General features: G+C 47.2%; 22 protein-coding genes. 11 read left to right on the top strand and 11 right to left on the bottom strand.

Going from position 1 to position 24,168, the window contains the following annotated elements:
- The first annotated feature begins 92 nt into the window (after positions 1–92).
- The 4 genes from Pan161_RS15570 (at position 93) to Pan161_RS15550 (ending at position 4,142) form a co-directional block, all read left to right on the top strand.
- Positions 93–500, top strand: coding sequence for a hypothetical protein (locus tag Pan161_RS15570; RefSeq protein ID WP_145228525.1), 408 nt, complete (start codon positions 93–95; stop codon positions 498–500).
- Positions 501–721: 221 nt separating this feature from the next.
- Complete coding sequence (locus Pan161_RS31390) at positions 722–865, top strand: Wadjet anti-phage system protein JetD domain-containing protein (RefSeq protein ID WP_197995524.1); 144 nt, start codon at positions 722–724, stop codon at positions 863–865.
- Between the two features lie 775 nt (positions 866–1,640).
- Positions 1,641–3,488, top strand: coding sequence for a phospho-sugar mutase (locus tag Pan161_RS15555; protein ID WP_145228524.1), 1,848 nt, complete (start codon positions 1,641–1,643; stop codon positions 3,486–3,488).
- 288 nt (positions 3,489–3,776) lie between these two features.
- Positions 3,777–4,142 carry an inositol-3-phosphate synthase gene (locus Pan161_RS15550; RefSeq protein ID WP_197995320.1) on the top strand — a complete coding sequence of 122 codons (366 nt, stop codon included), beginning with the start codon at positions 3,777–3,779 and terminating at the stop codon, positions 4,140–4,142.
- Positions 4,143–4,487: 345 nt separating this feature from the next.
- On the opposite strand, the gene Pan161_RS15545 is transcribed toward Pan161_RS15550, so the two are convergent.
- The 4 genes from Pan161_RS15545 to Pan161_RS15530 form a co-directional block, all read right to left on the bottom strand.
- Positions 4,488–4,979, bottom strand: coding sequence for a transposase (locus Pan161_RS15545; RefSeq protein ID WP_232103256.1), 492 nt, complete (start codon positions 4,977–4,979; stop codon positions 4,488–4,490).
- An 81-nt stretch (positions 4,980–5,060) separates the two neighbouring features.
- Positions 5,061–5,549 carry a hypothetical protein gene (locus Pan161_RS15540; protein WP_145228522.1) on the bottom strand — a complete coding sequence of 163 codons (489 nt, stop codon included), beginning with the start codon at positions 5,547–5,549 and terminating at the stop codon, positions 5,061–5,063.
- A gap of 427 nt (positions 5,550–5,976) precedes the next feature.
- Positions 5,977–6,732, bottom strand: a complete 756-nt coding sequence (locus Pan161_RS15535; protein ID WP_145228521.1) for a slipin family protein — start codon at positions 6,730–6,732, stop codon at positions 5,977–5,979.
- 29 nt (positions 6,733–6,761) lie between these two features.
- On the bottom strand, positions 6,762–8,108 hold the full coding sequence (locus tag Pan161_RS15530; RefSeq protein ID WP_449267339.1) for an NfeD family protein: 1,347 nt from the start codon (positions 8,106–8,108) through the stop codon (positions 6,762–6,764).
- Between the two features lie 740 nt (positions 8,109–8,848).
- On the opposite strand from Pan161_RS15530, the gene glgP reads away from it, so the two are divergent.
- Positions 8,849–10,549 carry an alpha-glucan family phosphorylase gene (glgP, locus tag Pan161_RS15525; protein WP_145228519.1) on the top strand — a complete coding sequence of 567 codons (1,701 nt, stop codon included), beginning with the start codon at positions 8,849–8,851 and terminating at the stop codon, positions 10,547–10,549.
- Between the two features lie 9 nt (positions 10,550–10,558).
- On the opposite strand, the gene Pan161_RS15520 is transcribed toward glgP, so the two are convergent.
- Positions 10,559–11,692 carry a hypothetical protein gene (locus Pan161_RS15520; protein ID WP_145228518.1) on the bottom strand — a complete coding sequence of 378 codons (1,134 nt, stop codon included), beginning with the start codon at positions 11,690–11,692 and terminating at the stop codon, positions 10,559–10,561.
- Between the two features lie 29 nt (positions 11,693–11,721).
- Positions 11,722–13,737 (bottom strand): protein-L-isoaspartate(D-aspartate) O-methyltransferase, encoded by a 2,016-nt coding sequence (locus tag Pan161_RS15515; RefSeq protein ID WP_145228517.1) that lies wholly within the window; start codon positions 13,735–13,737, stop codon positions 11,722–11,724.
- 541 nt (positions 13,738–14,278) lie between these two features.
- Between Pan161_RS15515 and Pan161_RS15510 the strand changes: the two genes are divergently transcribed.
- The 5 genes from Pan161_RS15510 to Pan161_RS15490 all read left to right on the top strand — a co-directional run bounded on the left by Pan161_RS15510 (position 14,279) and on the right by Pan161_RS15490 (position 18,614).
- On the top strand, positions 14,279–14,782 hold the full coding sequence (locus Pan161_RS15510; RefSeq protein ID WP_145228516.1) for a host attachment protein: 504 nt from the start codon (positions 14,279–14,281) through the stop codon (positions 14,780–14,782).
- Between the two features lie 137 nt (positions 14,783–14,919).
- Positions 14,920–15,222, top strand: coding sequence for a hypothetical protein (locus Pan161_RS15505; RefSeq protein WP_315851548.1), 303 nt, complete (start codon positions 14,920–14,922; stop codon positions 15,220–15,222).
- Between the two features lie 33 nt (positions 15,223–15,255).
- Positions 15,256–16,266, top strand: a complete 1,011-nt coding sequence (locus tag Pan161_RS15500; RefSeq protein ID WP_145228514.1) for a zinc-dependent alcohol dehydrogenase family protein — start codon at positions 15,256–15,258, stop codon at positions 16,264–16,266.
- 521 nt (positions 16,267–16,787) lie between these two features.
- Positions 16,788–18,266, top strand: a complete 1,479-nt coding sequence (locus Pan161_RS15495; RefSeq protein WP_232103254.1) for an IS4 family transposase — start codon at positions 16,788–16,790, stop codon at positions 18,264–18,266.
- 27 nt (positions 18,267–18,293) lie between these two features.
- Complete coding sequence (locus tag Pan161_RS15490) at positions 18,294–18,614, top strand: rhodanese-like domain-containing protein (protein ID WP_145228513.1); 321 nt, start codon at positions 18,294–18,296, stop codon at positions 18,612–18,614.
- Positions 18,615–18,732: 118 nt separating this feature from the next.
- Here Pan161_RS15490 and Pan161_RS15485 read toward each other — a convergent pair whose 3' ends face one another.
- From Pan161_RS15485 to ppsA, 5 genes are all read right to left on the bottom strand, one after another.
- Positions 18,733–19,098 (bottom strand): BON domain-containing protein, encoded by a 366-nt coding sequence (locus Pan161_RS15485; protein WP_145228512.1) that lies wholly within the window; start codon positions 19,096–19,098, stop codon positions 18,733–18,735.
- 51 nt (positions 19,099–19,149) lie between these two features.
- On the bottom strand, positions 19,150–19,422 hold the full coding sequence (locus tag Pan161_RS15480) for an Hsp20/alpha crystallin family protein (protein WP_145228511.1): 273 nt from the start codon (positions 19,420–19,422) through the stop codon (positions 19,150–19,152).
- Between the two features lie 423 nt (positions 19,423–19,845).
- Complete coding sequence (locus tag Pan161_RS15475; RefSeq protein ID WP_145228510.1) at positions 19,846–20,073, bottom strand: carbon storage regulator; 228 nt, start codon at positions 20,071–20,073, stop codon at positions 19,846–19,848.
- 191 nt (positions 20,074–20,264) lie between these two features.
- The gene (locus tag Pan161_RS15470) at positions 20,265–20,729 is read right to left on the bottom strand and encodes a hemerythrin domain-containing protein (protein ID WP_145228509.1); all 465 of its coding nucleotides are present in this window, start codon (positions 20,727–20,729) and stop codon (positions 20,265–20,267) included.
- A 62-nt stretch (positions 20,730–20,791) separates the two neighbouring features.
- A complete protein-coding gene (gene ppsA, locus Pan161_RS15465; RefSeq protein ID WP_145228508.1) occupies positions 20,792–23,215 on the bottom strand; it encodes a phosphoenolpyruvate synthase in 2,424 nt (807 codons plus the stop codon).
- A 429-nt stretch (positions 23,216–23,644) separates the two neighbouring features.
- Between ppsA and Pan161_RS15460 the strand changes: the two genes are divergently transcribed.
- On the top strand, positions 23,645–24,109 hold the full coding sequence (locus tag Pan161_RS15460) for a hypothetical protein (RefSeq protein WP_232103252.1): 465 nt from the start codon (positions 23,645–23,647) through the stop codon (positions 24,107–24,109).
- Positions 24,110–24,168 lie beyond the last annotated feature (59 nt).

Raw genomic sequence — 24,168 nt, 5'->3', positions numbered from 1 at the left:
ATCACTCTCAATGTTACACGCCGTCGTACAGTGTGACGGCTGGTTTGTGTTATGTACCGTGAACGATACTTTCAATCCCAGGGAGAAAAGTAATGAGTACCGAACAAGAACATCTCGCCATGCATCAGGACCATCGTCAGGCGCAGAGCGAACATGCCAGTTGGCTGGACGACATCGGCGTTTGGAGAGCGGAGCATAAAAAGGCCCTCGCAGTACTTGTGCAAGCGCAGGCTTACATCCTTCAGCACGATGTCGTCCTGGAAGATCACTACCTGGAAATCAATCGGCATGAGATGCACGTCCAACATCACGAGCACGAGATCGCACGACACGAGGCGACCGGCGAAAACTCTGAGCATAAGACACTAATCACCGAGCATCAGGAATTTGATGTCCTGCACCAGAAAACGCGTGAAGCTCACAAGCATCTGGCTGAACATCACCGAAAATCCATGGCTGAGATCAACCGCCTGATAAAAGAGTTGAGCAAAGCCATATAAACAGGTCAGGTTCCGAAGTGGCTATCCATGCAGTCGAATAACTCAGGGGACAACAAAAGAGGACGCAGTCAATAGTATTCGGCACGGCGGTTGCTGTTGAGTTAGCGAGTGTGAATTGTGACCGAAGTGGGGGCGATTGGTGAGTCGCTGAGGGGGGAATCAATGGCTTCAGGCGGACTTGGCTCTCCTTAGCGCGCAGCGAATAGCTTGGGGGCATAGACGTGGACGGGTTTCTAGTTTTGTCTCAATTGCGGAATTTCTTCCCACAGGTACAGAACATCATGATGGATCAAAAGACTCTGCTCAGCCATGAAACTGAGATCGTCAGTAGGAATGGAACAATGCATCCCATGCCTGCAACTTGACAGAGAGCGAAGTAATAGCTTTTGAATACTGTCTGCAAAATAATGCTCGACTTGAGCAAGAAAAGATTTTGCAGACATTCGTCGAACAGACGCTGCTACAAATAGCTTCAGAAACTATTCATTGAATTAGAAAACTATTCAATCGATTCTCTGATAGCTAAAAATTGGGATAGCGGGCCACCCCTTCTGGTGGCCCGCTATCGATTGTCATTTCAGTTTGCACTTTTGAAATATGTCTGTTTGGTTTAATCGTCAGTAGACTGTGTATTCTCCTGCCAGAAGATTAAACGTGGTATCCAAATCAACAGGAATGTCCCGAAGCCAACGGGTGAATAGATGCAGCATTAGGCTGGCGGCGATACTCGCTGCATAAATTGTACTGCGGGATGTACAACTGCCAGTTTGGGCCTCAGCCTGTGGAAAAAGAGTATCTGTATAGAGACGGAACCCATATGGGAAATCCCGGTATATACGATTCAGCCTCAAAATACACATTACTAAACAACTCAAATTCAGGATTGTTGCTCTCTCTGTTTCACTGCTGTGCGGTTGGGAGAACTGGAATTCGCGTCAGGGTTGGCTCTCAGGTAATTTTACTCTACAATCTAGCTCACTGTCAGAGTTTCATTTCAGGGTCGCCCACTTACAGAGGCGATGCGAAACACAGGGAAATACTTACCCTGTTGGGCTTCTGGGGACTTGGAAAATGACATATTGCGTGTAAAACAATGTGAAAAACAAGCCACCCGATCTCAAACCCGGAAAAGCTCATAGGATGAACCAACAGTCTCCTTCATCAGATTTCCAGCAGGCAATTGAAATCGCCCGCACTGCTGTTACGGAAAAACAGCTTTCTGAATCCGCCTTCACCAATTTGCAGAAATGGCTTACTGAACCTCAGTATGCCTCTTACCAGCCAGCGATGCTCAAGCTGATTGAAGATAAAGAATTTGGAACGTTGGACACGTATTTTTGGGAAGTGATCCCCTTCGGGACCGGAGGCCGCCGTGGGTTAATGAGCGATTTCGGGTCAGCCACAATTAATGAAAGAACCATTGCCGAGTCCGCGCATGGGCTGGCCGTCTATTTTAAGAAAGCCGCTGGTGCTCAGACCGGCAAGGCAGCTATTGCCCGTGATTCGCGTATCAACTCTGAACGATTTGCCCGCATTGCTGCGACCGTGATGGCAGCCCACGGGTTGACCGTTTACTTTTACAAAACACCCCGATCCACGCCGGAGCTTTCTTTTGCTGTCAGGCACCTTGGCTGTGATGTAGGGGCAATGATCACGGCTTCGCATAATCCTCCTTCTGACAACGGCTTTAAAGCATATTGGTCTACCGGAGGCCAGGTCCTGCCGCCACATGATCAGGGTATTATTGATGAAGTCTATCAGGCTACTGAAATCCCCACCGTTGATTTCGATCAAGCTGTCGAACAAGGCTTAATCAAATTCATCGACGAAGACGTTGCCAGCGAATATCGCAGTTCCGTCGCAGCACATAGCCATTCAACCTGTAGAGATCTGAACGGGTTATTTACACCTCTACACGGTGTGGGAGAGACTTCTGTTTATCATGTGTTACAACAGGTGGGGTTTAAGCAAGTCAATCGTTTTGAGCCCCAGTGCGAACAAGATGGTAATTTTCCCAACGTTCCCGATCACTTGCCCAATCCGGAACGGACGGAAGTCTATCAACCAGCCATCGAATTGGCCAAAAAGTCAGGTGCAGAAATTATTCTGGCCAGTGACCCTGACGCCGACCGGATGGGCGTTTGTGCCAAAAACAACGCTGGTGAATTTATTCATCTTACGGGCAATCAAGTCGGCGCTTTGCTGGCCGATTACGTACTCCGCAAACGCCAGGAAAACGGAACGCTGACACCAAAGCATTATGTCGTTGAGACGATTGTGACGACCCCGCTCATCGCTGAGATATCACGAAAAGCGAACGTTCGCATTATCAATAACCTGCTGGTCGGTTTTAAATACATTGCAGAAACGATGGATGAAGAAGGTCCGGATGAATTTGTCTTTGGCACTGAAGAGTCCCTGGGATATCTGACTGGTACATATTGCCGGGACAAAGATGCAGCAATTGCGGCACTTTGGGCCTGTGAACTGGCGGCGGAATTGAAAAGTGAGGGAAAAACGTTACTGAACCGCCTCGATGAGCTCTATCTCGAACATGGATATCATCTGGAAGGACAAGTTTCGAAAACCTGTAAAGGGTCACAGGGGAATGAACAAATCAAACAATTGATGAAAGCACTCCGGAACACTCCCCCGCAAAAACTGGGAAATCTTACTTTTACCTTGGTGCGAGACTATCAAAACCTTGAACTTCGGGCATTGCCGGAAAATACCCCCTCCGAGACCTTTTCTAAACCTCAGGGAAATGTGCTGATGTTTGAAGCGGAGGGGGAAGGTTCTCCTCTGACTGTACAACTTGGTGTGCGTCCCTCAGGTACAGAGCCCAAGATTAAATTCTATTATTTTGCACAGACAGTGGTGACGGATTCTGCTCAACTCGCAAAAACTAAAAGCGAGGCTCAGTCAATCATTAAATGCTTTAAAGAGTCTTTAATGGACTGGATTGATCAAACTCTGAAAACCAGTTAATTTTTTCACCAGGAACGATTCAGGATAAAAAATCGGCTCAATCAGGAATCTTTAGATTGTGCAGAGTCGGCATGAACCTACAATACTTACAATAATGAACGTGGTTAACTTAATTCTGTGACAATGGGATTCGTCACATTTCCTCACAGAACAGACGATATGAATGAAAGCAGTAATTGAATCTGCCCAGCCACGAGTCGAGCAGTCTTATTTTTGTCTGCTCCTACCTACCTCACTATCATCAGCGATTACAATTGACTTTAGTTTTATCAGTTTTCAGACAGCATCATGACGAAACAACGTATCGGAATTTGGATCATTGGAGCATGGGGCGGTGTCTCAACGACAGTCGCCGTCGGTTTAACAGCGCTTCAGAAAGGGCTCTCGGGTACCAGTGGGCTCGTTTCGGAAAATCCTTATTTTGAGAAGTTGAATCTGGCAGACTGGGATCAACTTGTGATTGGCGGGCATGAAATTCGTGATACTTCCTTTGTGGATGCCGCCAAACATTTCAGCGAAACATCAGGAGTTTTTCATCCTGCACTGTTACAGGCTGTCGAGCCGGAATTGAAAGCCGTGCAGTTTGTCACGACATTCCCGACATTTTTGCGCGAGTTCTCGCACTTGGGAAAAGTCCAGTCCTTTCGGCAATGAAACACAGAGATCATTGCCACCCGACATGGCTCTTACAGGGTGAGGCAGCGATCACAGGGTGAAATCGTCGGTGGAGATCGTGAATTGCGTACGACCAACCGTCCGAACCACTTCCTCTACGCCTCACCTCACGCTCAAGTTCTAACAACGCTAAGTTCTTCCGTCGGGTACAAAAAGACCGTCGCCCGTTAAGTCCCGTAGCCAATTGATCTTTGAAAACAAAATCTGTCGAAAGAACTGACGTGGGCCGTGGCACGTATGCCGTGAAGGACTGTTGGTTGTGACATTTTAGGAGCGAACGCGCGTACGGTGAGCGTGAAGAAATGACTTGTGTTTCGATATGATCTACGCCGCAATCCGCTCGTACGACCTGATCAACCCTCCGAGATGTTCCTCGCAGTGGATTTCATCGAGCTTGATCGTCTCGAATTCCGGCGGCGGCTCGACAGAGCAGGGCGGCAGATGTTCTCGTGAGCTGTGCGCTCGATGTTTGTTGTAATAATCAACGAATTCCGAAACAAGATAATCGAGATGCATCTTGCCGAAAGCGATGAAATGGTTCAAGGCTTCGTATTTAATCGTTTGCACAAACCTTTCGACCCGGGCATTCAGATTTGGAGATCGGATCGGCAGCACCTTCGTCTTGATGCCTTCGTTCTTCAAAAACTGCTTGAACTCGGCAGAGAACTTTGTGTCTTGATCATGAATCAGGTAGGTCGGCTTCTCATCCCGGTCGGCAAAGTGGTTTACGAACGCTTTAGCCTGTTTCGTGACCCATACAGAATCCGGATTTCGAGTTGAGGGTGTGGTTAAGACTTCACGCGTTTCAAGATGCATGAAAACCAACACATACAAATCGACGAGCCCCCGCGGTGTCACAGCTCGTTTTGTAAAGAAATCGCAGGCCCAGAGTGTTTCCTAATGAGTTTTGAGAAACTGGTCCCAGGTGCCGGTACTTCGTTTCGGACTCGGCTTGATCCCTGCTTCGTTGACGATGTTTTTCACAGTCTGACGGCAGAGACGGGAGATGCCGAGTTTTCGGAGTTCACCAAGGATGCGAGTGTAGCCGAACCCCGTTTCACGGGCGATTTTGAGAATCAGTTCTCGCAGTACGGCACTCTTTCCTGGTCGACCGACAGGTTCTCTCTTCCGGCCTCGTTTCTCTTCCCGTACCCAGCAATGAAAAGTCCCGGGAGTGACGATCGTGATCAGTTCGTTGATCGCTCTTCCGAGTGGCTTGCCGTATTTCAAGAGCTGCGCACGTTCGTGAGGTTTTGTGTGAATCTCTCCTAGTGTACGGTCCCGCAGAATCCGATTCTCTTTTTTCAAGTAGAGGACGTATTTGGCTAACAGGCTGTCGGAAGCAGTAGCAATCAGTGTCAGCAAGGGATGAAAAAGTTTGATCATCGTGGTAAAATCAGTTTCGGTGGTAACATAATGTAAAATAAGGAGATGTCACTTTATTTGTACCCCGCTGATCCACAGTTCACATTCGATTGACGACCTCTTTCAGTGCTCTGTGGAACCTTCGCCGACTGCAGGGCCGTAGATAGATATATAATAGTGTCGCGCCTGCTGTTAACCAATTTCAGAAAAGTTCGAAAGCTGTTAGTTACCTCCGAGTCCTCTACGGTGACTCAAACTTTTGTAAGTTCCTTTTGATTCACGACTTCTGCAATCGAGTCGCGTACGAGTCGTTACGAAGAGTGTTTTGTACGTCACAAGCTTAATGAAATCATTTGAGCTGACAGTGGCTTAAGGTTAATGTAAATTAATACAATTGACGGAATATGTTATGAAAAGCATTATTTCACAGAGGGGTGATCGCTTTCGATTATTCCTTGTTTTTCATAAACGAACTGACAAGATCAATGGGCATGGGAAAGACGACGGTGGTATTGTTTTCCACGCCGATCTCTACGAGTGTCTGCAGAAACCGCATCTGCATGGCCATGGGATGCTCCTGAATGACATCTGCAGCGTCGCGGAGGCGGGCGGAAGCCTGGAATTCGCCTTCGGCATGGATGATTTTAGCGCGGCGTTCCCGTTCACTTTCAGCCTGCTTGGCCATGGCGCGTTTCATGTGCTCGGGCAGGTCGACATGCTTAAGTTCCACCAGAGAAACTTTGATACCCCAAGGGTCTGACTGTTGGTCGATCGCTTCCTGGAGTTGCTTATTTACTTTTTCCCGCTCAGCTAACAGTTCATCCAATTCCGCCTGTCCGACGATGCTTCGAAGTGTCGTTTGAGAGAGCTGGCTGGTGGCATACTGATAGTTTTCAACATCCAGAATCGATTTCATCGGATCGATGACCCGGTAATAGACGACCGCATTCACTTCGACGGAAACATTATCACGAGTAATCACATCTTGTGAGGGAACATCCTGTACGTGAGTTCTGAGACTGACACGTATCATACGATCGATGGGCCAGAAGACCATGATAAATCCCGGACCTTTAGGCGTTTCCAGAACACGTCCTAATCGAAACACCACTCCGCGTTGGTATTCAAGTAAAATCCGGATACAGCTCAGGAAATAAAGAACCACGATTGCCAAGAAAATGCCGAGGATTTGAAGAGGTACCATGGTATCGTTCCTTTCGAGAAGAATGTATTTCAAGAAGACTCTGGAGCTGTAGAATGATTGACGGATTCGGGTTCCACGCTGAGTGTAAGACCGTCTCTGTTACGGATACGGACATTTTGATTGTCTTTTACTGGATTCCGGCTGATCGCGTTCCAGTACTCACCGTGAATGCATACCGTTCCTGCATACTGGTCCTGTTGTTGGGAAAAGTCACCCGCCGCTACGGCAATCGCTTCAAGCATGGCTTCCGAACCGGTGAAGGTTTTTTTTCGGTGAGCTTGTACGATTTGTGTAATTAAAAAGATGGTGATCGCGCCTGTTGCAGCCGCGACGGGAATCAGCACAACGAACGAAATCCTGGTAAATCCGACTGGAGAATCAACCAGCATTAAGCCGCCCAACACCAAACAGATAATCCCGCCTAATGCCAGAGCGCCAAAGCTGGTCACGAAGACCTCTGCCGTAAACAGTCCTAAGGCTAAAGCGATGAGTAGCAGCCCCACATAATTGATCGGCAGCACTGCCAGACCGAAGAATGCCATCACCAGGCAGATGATTCCCAGTGTTCCAGCAACCCCCCAACCGGGCGAATAGAATTCGAACATGATTCCGTAAAAGCCAAAAATCAACAGCATGAATGCCACATTCGGATTGGAGATGGCGGCCAGCACTCGCTCTCCCCACCACATTTCGATGGTCTGAGTTTCTGTTACTCCTGCGGTATGCAGGGTGATGGTTCCCTGGGGAAGAACCACTTGCCGGCCATCAATCTTCTCAAGCAGTTGGGGGACGTCTTCGGCTACGAGGTCAATGATTCCTTCCTTCAGGGCTTCTTTTTCGGTGACGACGATGCTTTCTTTGACGGCACGCTCTGCCCAGTCAGCGTTTCTTCCACGCAACTCGGCCAAGCTCTTTGCCCAGGCCACGGTATCGTTAACCATTTTGTCAGTCATCGGAGTTGAGGGCGTTTTCTGAGTTTCTTTCTTCTCTTCGTTGTTGGGATAATTATTCGTCGGAAGTTTAGGGGAACGGTCGGGAGAAATCGGCAAGCCACCGATTTGCACAGGGTGCATGGCACCGATGCGCGTGCCGGGGGCCATGGCGGCGATATGCGCAGATAAGGTGATAAACCCACCGGCTGACGCGGCGTGAGCAACCCCGCTGGGGGCAACGTACACGACGACACAAACGCGACTCTGAAGAATAGCTTGTACAATATTGCGGGTCGAATCAACTAGACCGCCAGGCGTGTCCAGAACGATGAGCAGGCATTGCGCCTGTTCCTCTTCCGCCTGCCGGATGGCGCGTTGGATGTATCGAGTCGTCACGGGGGTGATTGTCTGGTTTTCCAGATTTATCTGCACGACTTTCGGCAGAAGATCTTGAGAAGGTGGCGCACCCTGGAGGACCAGACTGCCGCAGACTAGAACTGCACACAGTGTAAGAAACCGGAAAAAGAAATTCTTTGCCGGAGCCGAACCAATGTAGAAGAGAGTTGAGATTATCGGCTCCTTTTCAATTCTTCAATTCTTCAATTCTTCAATTCTTCAATTCTTCAATTCTTCAATTCTTCAATTCTTCAATTCTTCAATTCTTCAATTCTTCAATTCGTCGAATTGTGTGGTTGCCTTGTGTGGTTGCCGAACTTGTTCATATGTTGAAAAAAGTCCGACAGTAGTTATTTTTACGGATGACGGACTTTCATTGCTCTATTCATCGATCACCGGAAAAGAGACTCCGTCCCATAATAATATTAGCAATCATCCGTGTCCTTCTTTTTAATGCAGAGCGTAATAGATATAATCTCTATCATATCGATGCAGAAGCACGAATAAAGAATATTCCTAAAAAGCTCGAGTTTTATTAATAATAAAAAATGACAGTGTGTGTTTCTAAAATGAATCACTTGAGAGGTAAGTATTTCATCGATGCTTTGAAAGTCTATTCCATGCATATTTTGCAATATGTACTTGTTTGATAGCATGCTTATACTTCCCATCGTAGAAGGTATTTCTCGGGACCCGTTCTGTCTCATGGTGTTTATATTCTGTTGCCAGATTTGAGAGCCCATTGATATTCTAAGTGAAATTATTTTGTGAGAGGATCCAGTGGCAGTATGAACTCAAACAATTTAGACAGATCAGTGTCCTACTTCTCGATGGAAATTGCCATTCATCCAGAAATGCCCACTTATGCCGGTGGACTGGGGATTCTGGCTGGCGACACGATTCGATCTGCAGCCGATCTGCAAGTTCCCATGGTAGCAATCACACTGCTCCATCGTGAGGGATATTTCTACCAGACTCTGGATGCAACCGACTGGCAAACAGAGGAACCTGTCCATTGGGTCGGCAAAAATTTCCTCACCGATACTGGTGTGCGGACTCATGTATCCATTGAAAACCGTTCCGTGAAGCTTCGCGCCTGGAAGTATGACGTGGTCGGTGAGGGGGGCTTTGTAGTGCAGGTCTTCCTACTGGATACCGATTTACCGGAAAATTCCGATTGGGATCGCAAGCTGACAAACCGCCTGTATGGTGGCGACGAACATTACCGCTTCTGCCAGGAAGTTGTCTTGGGAATTGGCGGTATCCGAATGTTGCGAGCCTTGGGCTATGACGCAATCCATAAGTTTCATATGAATGAAGGACACTCTGCACTTTTAACACTTGAATTACTCGATGAGCAGGCTACAAGTTCAGGCAGGCCAACCCTAACACTTGAGGACATCGAAGCGGTGCATGCTAAGTGCGTGTTTACAACTCATACACCAGTACCAGCGGGACATGATCAATTTCCCCTGGACCTCGTCAATCGAGTTTTGGGAAGACGTGACGTCTATGAGATGAAAGAGGTATTCTGCTGCGAAGATAAACTGAATATGACCTTTCTCGCGATGAATATGAGCCATTACATCAATGGAGTTGCGAAGCGTCATGGGGAAGTCTCGCGTCACATGTTCGCACGTTACAAGATTGACTCGATTACGAATGGGGTCCATGCCGCGACTTGGGTTTCTCAGGAATTCGCTGAGCTGTTCGACCGCTACATCCCAGACTGGAAGCAGGACAACTTTAGTCTGAGGTACGCCTTAAGTATTTCGAAAAATGAAGTCGCTCATGCGCATCAAAAATCAAAACGACGTCTTCTCAAGTCAGTCAACCAGAACATGAATGCGGGATTGGACTCCAACGTTTTCACAATCGGTTTTGCTCGCCGAGTTGCGATGTATAAGCGAGCTGATCTGATCTTTAACGATGTTGAACAGTTACGACGCATTTCACGAGATATTGGACGAATTCAAATCATTTTTTCTGGGAAAGCACATCCTAAAGATATCGACGGTAAAAAGATGATCCAGCAAATCATCCGTACTGGCCGGTCATTGGCACCTGATGTGACTGTCGCATTTTTACCAAATTACGACATGGAACTCGCACAATTATTAACGGCTGGCGTCGATTTGTGGCTGAACACACCGGAACCTCCGCAAGAAGCATCCGGCACTAGCGGTATGAAAGCGGCACTCAATGGGATTCCGTCATTAAGCATTCTCGACGGGTGGTGGATCGAAGGTTGCATTGAGAACATAACTGGCTGGGCAATCGGTTCGGATGGTGTATCAATCGGACAATCGAACAATCACCAGACCGATGCGGATTCTCTTTATGCCAAATTGGAACAGAGCATCATTCCGACCTTCTATAACGATCAGGATTGTTACGTCGAGATCATGCGCCACGCGATTGCTCTAAATGGTTCTTTTTTTAACACACAACGTATGATCCAGCAGTATGTTCTGAAAGCGTATTTCTAAAACACTCCATCACATCCCGTAATAGCTTTCAGGAGCAAGACTCGTCGCCAGCATTACGCAGTTGATATCTCCGTGATCAATCCACGTACTGGCACGACGGTGTAGCGGCTCTATCCAGAATGATTCAATACGATCCACAAGGGGCCGGTATTCCAGTAGGTCCGCGATAAGTCCAGATGTGTTTAAATCATGAGTTTCAGTGGACGACAGCAACTCCAAGCCTCTCAGGCTGATAGACAGTCCGAGTTCGCGAAACGCCAGACGGTTTTCGGCCAAATGGTCGAGTTGATTTGACCGGCTATAACTTTGCAGGCTGAAACGGGTCTCTCTCAACAACTGAATCAGTAACTCTTGAAGTTCTGGCTTGTGCGTAACGCCTGTGTGCATGAGACGAATTGCTGAATCAAGTAATCCGCCGATTCCGAGAGGATCTTCTGTGGCCCAATTTCCTTGTGCACACATCTTTTCGTAATCATGGATTGTTTGATTCAGCGCCACACTCAGTTCGCCAATCAAGCCCGCTTCTGCTTGTAGTTCGAGACTGGTGATGAGGCCATCCAACGGATCGTGATGTCCCATCGAATCCACAAGCGGTCGACTGAGATCAATGCTCATTTTCCACACCATCCGTTTGGGACTGCCGGGGGTGCGTTCGTAACTGAATGTTTTATGAGCAACGACAGCCAGTTCGACGGCCCAGTTTAGGTATTGTTTATCGCCAGTTTCCTGATGTGCGCGGTTCAGAGCATGCATCCACTTGGTCAGGTAATGAAAATACTGACCATCACGATCCCATTCCAACTGAGAATCCAAAGGCTCGTGTTGAGAGCGCTCATTCAGTTTTTTACCAATGCGCAATCCCCCCCGGGTGGGATGTTTCTCTCCCTCCTCATCCCTCAATCCACTGATCCAGCCCTGACGAGGACTGTCAGGACGATGACGACCGAGAATGTGGTGTACCTGCTGGATGAGTTCCCTAGCCAGCTTCAGATAGTGTTCATTCTTCGTCCGGCGATACAGTCCGAAGTAGTTGCAGAGAGCAAAAGCATCAGTCCAGAGATAACGTCGGGGCGAGGCGGTTCCCGTGAGTCCGGTTGCGACCGCGAATTCATCCATCAATTCTTGTGTAAGTGCGATCGACATAATCAAAATGACCAATCAAGTCGGAATGCTCAGCGATCAATGATCGCAAACGGGTGCGGTGGTTCATGTTCCTTGCTTTGTTGAGTCGTCAAGGGCTGAACCGCAGAGGTCTCATCAAACCAGATCCATTCGTCAAACTGATGCGGCAGAGAGGCATCAAAATAATGGCTGTGACGTTCCGTTTCAGGACGATAAATCACTCCAATCGCCCGTTCCAAACGTCTGTTGGCCAAAGCGGTTGTCAGCTGAGGGTTCTTCGATTTTGTCAGAGGCAGGAAGAAGGCGTCTATTTCGGAGAGGTGCATCAACCGTTCATAGCTATCCGGATGCGATGGTCGGACCTGTTTGATCTCCATCGGAGCCTCCCAGGACGAAGCTGCTGCAACTGTTCCATGATCGGTTCCTTGCCCAATGGCGTAGACTGCCTCTCCATATGTTTCGCGACAAAGTTGGCCGACGTTCAACTGACCATGTTTCCCGAATTGAGTGGCGGCCGCGTTTCCCAAATGGGAATTGTGTTCCCATACAATCGCTTTGCTGTCCGGTCCAGAGCGGTCAAGGAGTCGTTGCAATGTGTTGAACATATGCGTGTCTCGATGGTTCCAAGAATCGTCCGAGCCGTAGTACATGATGCGGTAGTAATGCTCAGCATCTGCGACGAGCTGAGCATTCAATTGGGCATTGAAGAGTTCCTCACCATCCTTGACTGCGGCCTCAGTACGGCGTTGTAGCATTTCTTGGAGGATGCGTGTTACATCGGCTTCACAGCTACGATACTTTCCGGTGATCGCCGCTTGACCGTACAGAGCAGGATCTCCTTCCCAGGGGGTAAGACAGCCATAACGACTCCTTGCGAGAGCCGCTGCTTCTGGGTCATTTGCATCAAGATATTTCAACACGCACTCAATCGAGGTGAACAGGCTATAAAGATCCAGGCCGAAGAAACCCACACGATCTTTAGGTGACTGTTTTTTCAGATTGTATTCACGCAGCCAGTGAATGAAATCGAGCACTTCATGATTTCGCCACATCCACGTCGGGAATCGAGAAAACGCTTCCCAGTCGTGAGGTTCATCACGTTCTTTATGAGTGACGTAATCGTGTATTCGATAAGCATCTGGCCAATCGGCTTCGATCGCTACAAAATCGAATTGCTTCTGTTGTATCAGGGATTTGGTGATCTCGGCCCGCATGCGATAAAATTCTGAGGTTCCATGCGAGGCCTCACCGATCAGCACTAGACGAGCGTCTCCGATCCTTTGTAATAACGGTTCCATATTCAGGTCGTCGAACGAGGATATCGGCTCTGCGACGTCCCGAATCATTTCAGGCAACCCTGGTTTTCTTGGTGGACCCTTGGTAGGAAGACTAGGAAATTCGATTTTCTCTTCCTCACTCCAGCCCGCTTCACCAATCAACGGTACAAACCGGACATCACCCAGTTCCTCATATTCGAAGTTGTCATGGTCTCGACGAATGACACGTATCAGGTTCTGCGAGTCTTTTTCTTCTCCAACAGGAATCACCAAACGCCCGCCAATGCGTAGTTGCTCCAATAAAGGCGCGGGGACTCCAGGGCTGCCCGCAGCCACAACGATCGCATCGAAGGGGGCTTTTTCAGGCCAACCGCGCGTTCCGTCCGCATGGAGAACATGCACATTGTTAAAACCGAGATTTTGCAGTCGATCCTGAGCCGCTTCCGCCAGTTCTTTATGCCGTTCGATGGTGTAGACTTCCTTCGCAATCCGAGAAAGAACCGCTGCCGCATAACCTGATCCGGCTCCGATCTCGAGCACTTTTTCGTCCGGCTCCAACTCCAGCGCATTCGCCATTAACGCTACAATAAGAGGTTGAGAAATCGTCTGCCCCAGACCGATCGGCAATGGCACGTTTCGGTAGGCAAATTCCCGCGTCTCTGGGGTGACAAACTCTTCACGCGGCACGGAGAGCATTGCATGAAGCACTGCTTCATCACGAATTCCTAGTATTCGCAATTCGCTTTCAACCAGTTTTTCACGCTGACGTCCGAAGTCCAGTTCCTGCATAACAGTCACCTTTGCAGCATTCAATCTAATGATTTTAATTTACATTACAACATTATAGGTGAATGAGTTCTTTCACGCCTCTAAATACGCCTGTCTTCAATTAAAATTGATCTTTCAACTTCAACATATTTTATTTCCAATATGGAATGAATTCCACTAAATAAACTACAAATTGTTAAGATAAAGCTGTTCTTCTCCGACTGTCCTGTAAAGCAATGGAGAACGGCTCATCGGCAATCAAAATGATTAAGTTGATATTCGCCGCAATACGTTTTTCTAATGCGAAAAAAATCAAATAAGTAATTAACTGAGTTTTGTCGTGCATTAGCTAGAAGAGGATTACAATAAGAGATATGATTGTTGGTACTCTCATTAAGTTTATTGAGGGCCAGAAGGATCCGTACAGCCAAAGCTGTATTTGCATAATAGTTAACTCCCATCAACTTCTGTCTGCGGCAAGAAGTCTATTTAAACAGACTGAATGTACCATTAGGACAATTATCCTGAAAAAATATCTTGAGCCTTTGAAAAGGGAACTCTAATGACAACTTGGATTTTAGTTGCTGATCGTGCACAGGCTCGTATTTTGGTCCCTGAAGAAGCCGGAGCAGAATCACTCAGGCAACACGTTGATTTTTCTGGGCGAGCCGGGTATCTGGCACCTGACGTGGAAGAACCGAAAACCCTTACAGAACAGGGTGATTTTATTCACCCTGAAAGTCATCTTTCCCGACAGGCCGTCGAGACGGATCGTCCCGGTCGCTTTGATACGACCAGATCTGCACAACACTCCGGTGATCCAGAACAAGATTTCAAGCATCAGACAGCAGAGCATTTCGCCAAAGAACTGGTCGGCTATTTGGAAAAAGCCCGTCAAGAAAATCAACTCGATCAGCTGGTTCTGGTTGCTGCCCCTCTGTTTCTGGGGACGCTGCGCAAGACATTGACGTCGTCTCTGTCGCAGATGGTCACGCTGGAACTTGACAAGGATTACACCAAGCTGAAACCGGATGAAATCCGTAAACATCTTCCGGAAGAGTTATAGGACGATCCTCGGCAGGAATCTGGTAGACAAGAAACTAAAGCCCCTCTATTTGACCAATGAGGAACGGCAGTCGGGCGTAAACCGGGCACGCCAACAGTATCCAAATTCTCAATGAACTTAAAACGCGGCTAAAGAAATTGACCTTACGCGCATTGCGGATGGGGTCCGTGGATCTGGCGGTCGGTAATATTTTCGGCAGCAATGCATTTAATATGGTGCTATTGGTTGGAATCGACTTATTTTACGACGGTTCGTTATTAGCTTCCGTGTCTCCTACTTATGCGGTCACAGCCGCGATGGTTATTATTGTGACAGCAGTCTCTATCCAGGGGTTGTTGTATCGTGCCGAAAAACGCTTTTGGATTCTTGAACCAGATGTGGTTTTGATGATTCTGCTCGTTTTATCCGCACTTACAATCGTTTGTTATACGGACCACTGAATCATTATGCGTAATCACGAAGGAGTTAGTTCGATGAAGGCCATGTTGCTGACAAAGATTGTCTCTTTACGTGAAACTGATAAACCACTTGAGTTCGTCAATGTTCCTCTCCCTCAGCCTAAAGAGGGGGAAGTTTTGTTAAAAGTATCTGTTTGTGGAGTCTGTCATACGGAATTAGACGAAATCGAAGGTCGAACGGTTCCCCCTAAATATCCAGTAATCCCTGGCCATGAAGTGATTGGACGGGTTGAGAAATGTGGAGCGAATGTCAGTAAAATGAAAGTTGGTGACCGAGTCGGTGTCGGTTGGATTCACTCATCAACGGGCGAAATTGATGAAAATATAAGTCCTGAATTCAAGGCCACAGGTCGGGACGTCAACGGCGGATATGCCGAATACATGACAGTAGGAGAGGATTATGCCTACCACATACCGGAAATATTCAGCGATGCAGAAGCCGCCCCGCTTTTATGTGCGGGGGCTGTCGGTTATCGAGCTTTGAAACTCACCAATCTCAAGAACGGTCAATCGCTTGGGCTAACGGGTTTTGGAGGCTCAGCTCATATTGTTATACAACTCGCTCGTCATCTGTTTCCGGAGAGTGCCGTTTACGTGTTCGCCCGGGACGAGGAGGCTCGGCAGTTTGCATTGGAACTGGGGGCAACGTGGGCCGGTGATATCACGGATCGCTCTCCAGATAAATTAGATGCGATAATTGACACCACACCTGCCTGGAAACCGATTTTAGAGGCTTTAAACAATCTCCGTCCAGCAGGACGATTGGTGATCAATGCAATTCGTAAAGAAGACTCAGACAAGGAAACGCTACTCAATCTAAGCTATCATGATCATCTCTGGATGGAGCGGGAAGTTAAAACCGTAGCCAATGTGACGCATTACGATATTGCGGAATTCCTTACAATTGCAGCAGAGATCCCCATCAAACCCAAAGTTGAACTTTATGAACTGGAGGAGGCTAATCGAGCCTTGACTGATCTCAAGCGAGCACCGGTACAAGGGGCGAAAGTCCTTCTGATCAAGTAATGCATTGCAGTTAAGAATCACAACGATGACAAACGTTAATCACAATTCTTTGCCACTAGGATATTCCCCGATGGCAGCTTGAGAATTTTACCCCAGAACTTTTAAGCTTTTGACCTGATAGTGCTCTATTTGTTGATTGAATTAAAATAGCACCAGTTTTCTCGGCATTCTGTAATTCCTTAATCGGCACAAAAAATGAATTGAAGCCAAAGCAGATTGCCATTTTTGCACAAGGTTGAGGCGATGGTGACTATCAGTAGGAACGAATTACAAGGGCTCCTGACGTCGTGCCCCAATCTAAAACTCGTCGAAGTACTACCTGAAGCGAATGGCACTGCCGCTGTTTTTTTGATTTGTGTTTGCGCAACGATGCCTGCGTGACGCTGTCACGTTTTTAATTTTCTGATTTTTTGCCAGTTCGCTGGAAATTGTGTTTGGCAAAACGTCTCCTGGCATTATGCTGCGTTCTGGCAGGGCCTTTCTTGGATGGTGTGTGAAGACATTTGACCAAGGAAGGTCCTATGCCATTTATATCATCTTCCCGCGTGAATGCAGCATCGTTTTCTCTTTTTAAACGATCAATGCTGCAAGATGCTTCGCTCCCGCTGTCTGATGTCATCAACGATCAGCGCTGGCAGCAGGTGTTTAACAAACACGACATCGACTTTGGCAGTGATCCCGATGTCATTTACACACCGGCAATCACTCTCTGGGCGTTAATCTCTCAGGTGTTCTTTTCCGGCGAGCAACGCAGCTGTAAGGCAGCCGTCATCCGTGTTGCCAGCTTATGGGCGGCACTGGGGCGACGGGTCTGCAGTACGAATACCGGTGCTTACTGTCGCGCGCGACTCAAACTATCCTTTACCGTCATCCGCGATCTCGTCCAGCAACTTGCCGCGGATGCCGAAGCGGCCTGTGACCAGAACTGTGTCCAGTCCCGAGAGCAGTCAGCGGCGCGTCTCAGTCCTTCCAGCGTCGCCGATGTGAAATCACGGAGTACCGGCGGTCGCATTCTGCTCGTTGACGGCTTCACCATCACGGCCGCCGATACCCCTGAGAATCAGCGGGCCTATCCGCAGAACCCGGCTCAGAAACCGGGGCTCGGGTTCCCCGTTCTCCGCTGCGTTTCTCTGATCTCGATGACCACCGGACTGCTGGTCGATCTGGTGAGCGGGCCTTACAGCGGTAAAGGGAGTGGCGAAACGGCCCTGCTTTGGCAAATGCTCGATGCACTCCGGCCGGGTGATATTCTGGTGGCTGACTCGTATTACTGCACGTACTGGCTGGTGAGTGCGTGCCATGCCCGGGGCGTTCAGATCCTGATGAAGAACCATCACCTGCGTGACAATCATCCACAAACCGCACGTCGACTGAGCAAACAGGAGCGACTCGTAACGTGGTCACGTCCCTCTGTCTGTCCTGCCTGGATGACCCGTCAGGAATTCTGGCGACAACCGCTGACACTCACTCTGCGGCTGGTCGATGTGCAGATCAGTCAGCCGGGGTATCGCGCCAAAACATTTACGATTGCCACCACCATCACAGATCAGAAAGCATGCCCGGCGCGCTGGATCGCCGCCTTGTATCAGAGCCGCTGGCTGGTCGAACTGGATATTCGCAGCATCAAGTGTTCTCTGGGCATGGATATTCTGCGTGCGAAGTCTCCGGGGATGGTGCTCACGGAACTCTGGTCATGCCTGCTGGCGTACAATCTGATTCGGTTGAAGATGCTGCAGAGCGGCATGGCAACAGGTCGTGATCCCCGTTCACTCTCGTTTACCACCACGCAACAGATGCTGGCTGCGAATTGGTTGCTGGGCGCGGTTACAAAGACGACTGAGGAATTAGCCACACTCGGACAGCAGATCCCCAGCAGCGAACGTGTGGGACATCGTACCGGCAGAACAGAACCCAGAGCCAATAAACGGCGAACCAAAGCGCTGGCTTTGCTGAAGCAACCGAGATACCATTACCATCAACAACGAAGGGCCATCATATGAACGCAAACTCTTTCACCACAACAGGCAGTGCCATTCCTACCTGAAGCCTCTTATAGAGAGTTTCATTTGCGGGGCGCCATCAATGTTCCCCTGGGTGATTGTTTTGAAGAACAAATCCGGAAAGAAATTCCCGATAAAAATCAAACCATCATTGTCTACAGTTTGAATTTTGAATGTAAGATTTCAGAGCAAGCAATGCAGTGGCTCCTGAAACTGGGTTACCACAGCGTCTACGATTACGAGCCAGGCAAAATCGATTGGTACGCTGCAAAACTCCCCATCAAACATGGTGCTTCCAAATCGAGTTCACCAGAGAAAGAACAAGGGTTTCTCTCTTTCATTGAATAAACGATTTTATGTCTCTGGTCCTGTATCTTTTTTTGGGGTTCAGCTCACTAAAAGTATGCTGGCACACACTCAATGTTACGGGTGAAAACGCTTCTACAATCAAGTATTGCGATCCCTATCAATGATGATTGTAACTGTTCTCAACAACCAAATTGTTACTCACGAACTTGACTTCTTCTAATGGCAGAACCTGAGCCTGGGCAACCTGCTTTAAGAAATAGGTAGGAATCTGCCCTTCGAGGAGCACGTCTCCTTGTTCTACTGAAACGCGAATTTGAGACAAGTCAGCATACCCCGTTGATCGTAGAACCCGCGTGATCTGTACAACGAGTTGATTCTCTGGATGGGGGGGGGGTAAACGATTTTCGTCTCTTTTTGCAGTTCCACCATTCTCTCCTTCGTCTTTTATTTTTTGTGCAAAAACAGAGATAAAAAAGTGTGCGTCAGACGAACCTCTATGGCACACCATCTTAATAATTATCATCTCCAGGTGTTTTTTAAAATTTGTGTTTTATAGTAATTTTATGTGCCTTACTCAAATTGGATTTGGAAATAAAGCCATCAAACCATCATTGTCACATTGCGCCTCAACCTGATCGCTATCTACTTCACAGGAAAGTGTCATCGATCGGGAAAAACTGCCACTCGTTCGTTCAATACGATGATAGGTTCTCCCTTTTTCTTCTTTCTCATCTTTTCGTTCTCCTGTGATTAACAACGTGTTTCCGGTGACTTCGACTTCAATTTCCTCAGATTGAATCCCAGGAACATCCATTCGTATTTCGATTTCATTGTCAGTTTCAGACATATCGAGTACAACGTCAAAAGCTTGTGTTAGCCCCCCGTCACAAGAAAAACGGCTCAGCTAATTATCCATCTCATTACGAAGCACCCAAAATGGCGCCCGCCCCTCCAAATAGACCAGACCTCGCTTATGACTCATCTGGTCTTGTAACTGTCCCTCTAACGGTTGGTGTAACGACCATCGTAATCCCCATCCTTAAATAGAATTAACTTTCGAGGTTATCGTACGCGTGCTGTTCAAACAACGTACAACAATTGCTTCCGTCCGCATGTCCGATTTCTTATAAGATTTATTGAGTATTTCCGTTATGTTTTGGTGCAGTGTAACTAGCTTCTAACAGAGCTTCAATCAGACAATCCGAAAGAACCAGTGCAGGATTAACCTACCGTCAACCTCAGGAAACTCCCGATAAATTTAAGATCCTGCCTAAAGAATAAAATGTTTCTGATTGCCAAATTGCAGTGTCAAGAAACTTTCAGATTCATCTAAAGTTTCTATTGGAACCTCATTTCGATGAATCGGTATTTTGCGGGGGCATTCGATTCCCAATTTCACATTCCCTCCCCGAATCTTGACGATAGTCACTATGATATTATTAGCGATATTATCAGCAATCCGAATCTGTTCTTTATTTTTTCGTGTTAAAACGAGCATGGTATTCTTTCCGTGATTTGACTGTGCGTGATATCTGATTCTGACAACAAAAACGTGCTAAATATGCTAGTCGTACCAATATATTCCGTTCAAAATGGCTGACTTGGTATCGGCTATCTTCAACCCACCGCGTGAAAGGAACTACTTAAAGCGGTTAACAGCCATTACAGTTTCAAAGAAAAACGCTGATATTAGATTTCTGCCTTTTTTGAGGCTGACTGGTTAAAAGCTTCCTGAACCATTTTGACTTCCTGATCTTCGTGCTCATGAAGATCGGCTAGTATCTCCTCAAATTCCTTTAATGCTTTATTCCAGTTCTGGAAAGGAGGCTCCGTTTCTTTTAATCGTGTAATGAAATCATCAATACGAAATAATATCTCTGCATGCGTCTTTTTGAAGTCCGGCACCATGATACAAAATCCAGGAGCCTCATCAAATACTGGCTTAAAATATCCTTCCTGTTCTTCATCGTCAAAGTGCTTCGCCAATAGATCACGAAAGCCCTTCACCCGTGTTCCCATCTCCCCAAATTTAGGTAATCCTTTTTCATCAAGTTGTGCCCACCAATCCTTCAGTTCCTGCATGTGTGAAAAGATTTCTTCGTGCTCATCCAGCAAAAACTGTAAATGTTCATGAGAATTCGTTTTTTGGTTCATAACCAACTCCTTTTATGTTCAAGTTCAAATCATCGATCATAAGGTCAAATCGACTTTTCATTTCATAAATGGAAAAAATGGGATTCCATTTCTGCTTCGACCTCTGCGATGCGTGTCACCGTTTTTAATACGGAATCAGGATTCAGAGAGATACTGTCAATTCCTTGCTTTATAAGAAACTCAGCTATTTCTGGATAATCACTGGGAGCCTGTCCACAGATTCCGATTTTTCTTCCCGTTGCTTTGACCTTTCTGATGGCAGCCGCTAATGAATCCATGACAGCAGGATCGCGTTCATCAAAGAGGTGAGCTACAATTTCGGAATCTCGATCAACTCCCAGTGTCAACTGAGTCAGGTCATTCGAGCCAATCGAAAAACCGTCAAAGATTTCTGCAAATGCTTCTGCCTGAATAACGTTACTGGGGATTTCGCACATGATGTAAATCTCAAGGCCTTCATCTCCACGACGCAGCCCATGTTTCGCCATTTCCGCCAGAACCTTTCTCCCTTCATCTACCGTACGACAAAACGGAATCATCAGCTTCATATTCTTCAGCCCCATTGTCTCACGAACTTTTCGCATTGCCTGGCATTCCAAACCAAAAGCATCGCGATAGTGTGGGTGATAATATCGGGAGGCACCCCGGAAGCCGATCATGGGGTTTTCTTCTTTAGGCTCATAGAGATTTCCGCCAATCAAGTTGGCATATTCATTCGTTTTGAAGTCACTCATCCGGACAATGACTTCACGTGGATAAAAGGCCGCGGCTATCATCGCCACTCCTTGCGCCAACGTATCTACGAAAAACGATGGCTTATCATCGTATGCTGGAGTCAAATGATCTATTTTTGCTTTCAATGCCCAATCATTCAGATTGTCATACTCTAAAAGTGCCATCGGATGAATGCGTATGAATGAGTTGATAATGAACTCCATCCGCGCGAGACCGACTCCATCACTGGGTAACATGGAAAGGCGAAACGCTTCGTTTGGATTTCCAACGATCATCATCACGCTCGTTTTAGGACGAGGAATTTGCGCTAGATCGACCTCTTCAACCTCATAATCAAGCTGGCCATCGTATATATAGCCCATATCTCCTTCTACACAAGAGACTGTTACCATTGATCCAGAAGGAATGGCATTGGTTGCTTCTTCTGCTCCGACGATCGCCGGCAATCCCAGTTCACGACTCACAATCGCTGCATGACAAGTGCGACCTCCACGATTGGTCACAATCGCAGCCGCTTTTTTCATAATGGGCTCCCAGTCCGGATCGGTCTTGTCTGTAATCAATACATCACCGTGTTGAACTTCATCCAGGTTTTCCGCACTTTGAATGACACGTGCGATCCCATGACCGATTCGTTCACCCACACTGTGCCCGGAAGCAAGAACTCTTCCACGCTGATTCAAATGATAGGTCTTTAATAATTGAGTCTTTTTCTGAGAGTGAACTGTTTCCGGTCGAGCCTGTACGATAAATAGTTCCTGTGTAATGCCATCTTTTGCCCATTCAATATCCATTGGGCAGAGATGTCCGTGGGCTTTTGAATAATGATCTTCTATCAGACATCCCCAACGGGCTAATGTAAGAATATCATCATCGTTAATGGCAAACTGCTTTCGATCTACCGAGTCAACCGGAACATTTCGGGTCATTTTTTCCCCGCCGGTATCGTAAATCAGTTTGAATTCCTTCGATCCTAATGCTTTTTTCAGAATGGGTTGGTGTCCGGTTTTGAGAGTAGGCTTGAAGACATAATATTCATCGGGGTTCACACTCCCTTGTACAATGTTTTCCCCCAACCCATAGGCGGCATTAATCAATACGGCATCCTTGAACCCGGTCTCGGTATCGATCGTAAACATGACACCGGAAGATGACAGATCCGAACGCACCATCCGCTGGATGCCGATGGAAAGGGCAATTTCAAAATGTTCAAATCCCTTTTCTGTCCGGTAGGAAATCGCACGGTCTGTAAACAAAGAAGCAAAGCAGCGACGACAAGTATCTAGTAATGTCGTTTGCCCCCGAACATTCAAATAGGATTCCTGCTGGCCAGCAAAACTCGCATCGGGCAAATCTTCTGCTGTGGCACTACTACGGACGGCGACATCGATCCCCCCAAGTAGATTGTCACTCAGTTTTTCGTAAGCCTCATTAATTTCCTCTTGGATGGATTGAGGGATCTCCGCAGAGAGAATCGCATGCCTGACTTCACGACCATGTTGTTGAAGATTGGAAATATCCGAAGTATCCAGATCGTGGAGAATCTCTTGAATTTGTTGATCGAGGCCCGTTTCAGACAGAAAAAGACGATATGCGGCAGCTGTCGTCGCAAAGCCGTTGGGGACAGAAATATTCTTTGACTTCAGGTTACAGAACATTTCTCCGAGCGACGCATTCTTACCTCCTACTGCAGGTACATCGCTGATATCAATCTGATCAAACCAGAGTATCAGTGGTTCCTTGGTCATCATGGTCTCACTCCTTGCCTTCTAAATGATGAGCTACATATCACAGTCTTTATTATTTTTAATGATAGTCACATCAATACCAAATTACCGAGACCTTTAAACAATTGTTCTACAGATTTGTTCTACAGATTTTTGTCGTTTGATCTATTCTTATACTTTTCAAAGTATTAAGCACCAAGAAGTCTCTGAATCTTAATAGAGGTAATTCCCCGTTCTGGCATGGGGGAAACCACTAGCCAGATGGGTTGTCTGTTTCCGTATGTATGTGAAATGCTGGAAAAGAGTCTTTTTTGAATCTACAATCGCTTGAGTTCAGTCACAAATCCGATCATTTTCACCGTTGAAGGCAAGTAGCCAGACGGTTTCCCATTTGCTAGTATGAAGTTAAGAGCCAAGAGCGGGGCGTTTATTGCAGGAAGGGTGCTATTGCAAATGCAGCAGAATATCCAGACAAATGATCTCAACTTGGGAACCATTCTGTCGGTTCGGGGCAGTGTCATTGATGCCTGCTTTCCACATCAATTGCCACTCGTACAAAGCGAACTACATGCAGGAGAGCATCATGAAATTGTCATTGAAGTGCTCACCCAGTTAGATCACCATACAATCCGTGGAATTGCGTTGACTTCGACTCGTGGTCTGTCACATGGTTCGAAAGTCACTAACAACGGACATCCACTCAGGGTCCCTGTGGGACGACAATTGCTGGGGCGAATGTTGAAAGTCTTTGGTCAGACAATTAATACGGGAAAACCGATTGATAGTGCTATTTGGCGATCAATTCATCATGACTCACCAGCGTTAGTGGAACGTCACCCTCGATCCAAAATATTGAAAACCGGGATTAAAGTTCCAAGTTTAGGCCATCTCGGAAGTGTCGGCGACAAGTCAGACTAGAAGCGGAAACCTCTATTTCATTTTGGTGTCCCATCTGATTGTGGAACCAAGGCGGTATT

This window comes from Gimesia algae (assembly GCF_007746795.1).
Taxonomy (GTDB): Bacteria; Planctomycetota; Planctomycetia; order Planctomycetales; family Planctomycetaceae; genus Gimesia; species Gimesia algae.
Note: the sequence above shows the minus strand (reverse complement) of the source record. Positions and strands in the feature narration are given on the sequence as shown.

Excerpts from the sequence above, each read along its gene's own strand:
- Pan161_RS15570 (WP_145228525.1), top strand. The coding sequence starts at position 93 with ATGAGTACCGAACAAGAACATCTCGCCATGCATCAGGACCATCGTCAG.
- Pan161_RS15555 (WP_145228524.1), top strand. The coding sequence starts at position 1,641 with ATGAACCAACAGTCTCCTTCATCAGATTTCCAGCAGGCAATTGAAATC.
- Pan161_RS15550 (WP_197995320.1), top strand. The coding sequence starts at position 3,777 with ATGACGAAACAACGTATCGGAATTTGGATCATTGGAGCATGGGGCGGT.
- Pan161_RS15545 (WP_232103256.1), bottom strand. The coding sequence starts at position 4,979 with ATGCATCTTGAAACGCGTGAAGTCTTAACCACACCCTCAACTCGAAAT.
- Pan161_RS15540 (WP_145228522.1), bottom strand. The coding sequence starts at position 5,549 with ATGATCAAACTTTTTCATCCCTTGCTGACACTGATTGCTACTGCTTCC.
- Pan161_RS15535 (WP_145228521.1), bottom strand. The coding sequence starts at position 6,732 with ATGGTACCTCTTCAAATCCTCGGCATTTTCTTGGCAATCGTGGTTCTT.
- glgP (WP_145228519.1), top strand. The coding sequence starts at position 8,849 with ATGAACTCAAACAATTTAGACAGATCAGTGTCCTACTTCTCGATGGAA.
- Pan161_RS15520 (WP_145228518.1), bottom strand. The coding sequence starts at position 11,692 with ATGTCGATCGCACTTACACAAGAATTGATGGATGAATTCGCGGTCGCA.
- Pan161_RS15515 (WP_145228517.1), bottom strand. The coding sequence starts at position 13,737 with ATGCAGGAACTGGACTTCGGACGTCAGCGTGAAAAACTGGTTGAAAGC.
- Pan161_RS15510 (WP_145228516.1), top strand. The coding sequence starts at position 14,279 with ATGACAACTTGGATTTTAGTTGCTGATCGTGCACAGGCTCGTATTTTG.
- Pan161_RS15500 (WP_145228514.1), top strand. The coding sequence starts at position 15,256 with ATGAAGGCCATGTTGCTGACAAAGATTGTCTCTTTACGTGAAACTGAT.
- Pan161_RS15495 (WP_232103254.1), top strand. The coding sequence starts at position 16,788 with ATGCCATTTATATCATCTTCCCGCGTGAATGCAGCATCGTTTTCTCTT.
- Pan161_RS15485 (WP_145228512.1), bottom strand. The coding sequence starts at position 19,098 with ATGATAATTATTAAGATGGTGTGCCATAGAGGTTCGTCTGACGCACAC.
- Pan161_RS15480 (WP_145228511.1), bottom strand. The coding sequence starts at position 19,422 with ATGTCTGAAACTGACAATGAAATCGAAATACGAATGGATGTTCCTGGG.
- Pan161_RS15475 (WP_145228510.1), bottom strand. The coding sequence starts at position 20,073 with ATGCTCGTTTTAACACGAAAAAATAAAGAACAGATTCGGATTGCTGAT.
- Pan161_RS15470 (WP_145228509.1), bottom strand. The coding sequence starts at position 20,729 with ATGAACCAAAAAACGAATTCTCATGAACATTTACAGTTTTTGCTGGAT.
- ppsA (WP_145228508.1), bottom strand. The coding sequence starts at position 23,215 with ATGATGACCAAGGAACCACTGATACTCTGGTTTGATCAGATTGATATC.
- Pan161_RS15460 (WP_232103252.1), top strand. The coding sequence starts at position 23,645 with ATGCAGCAGAATATCCAGACAAATGATCTCAACTTGGGAACCATTCTG.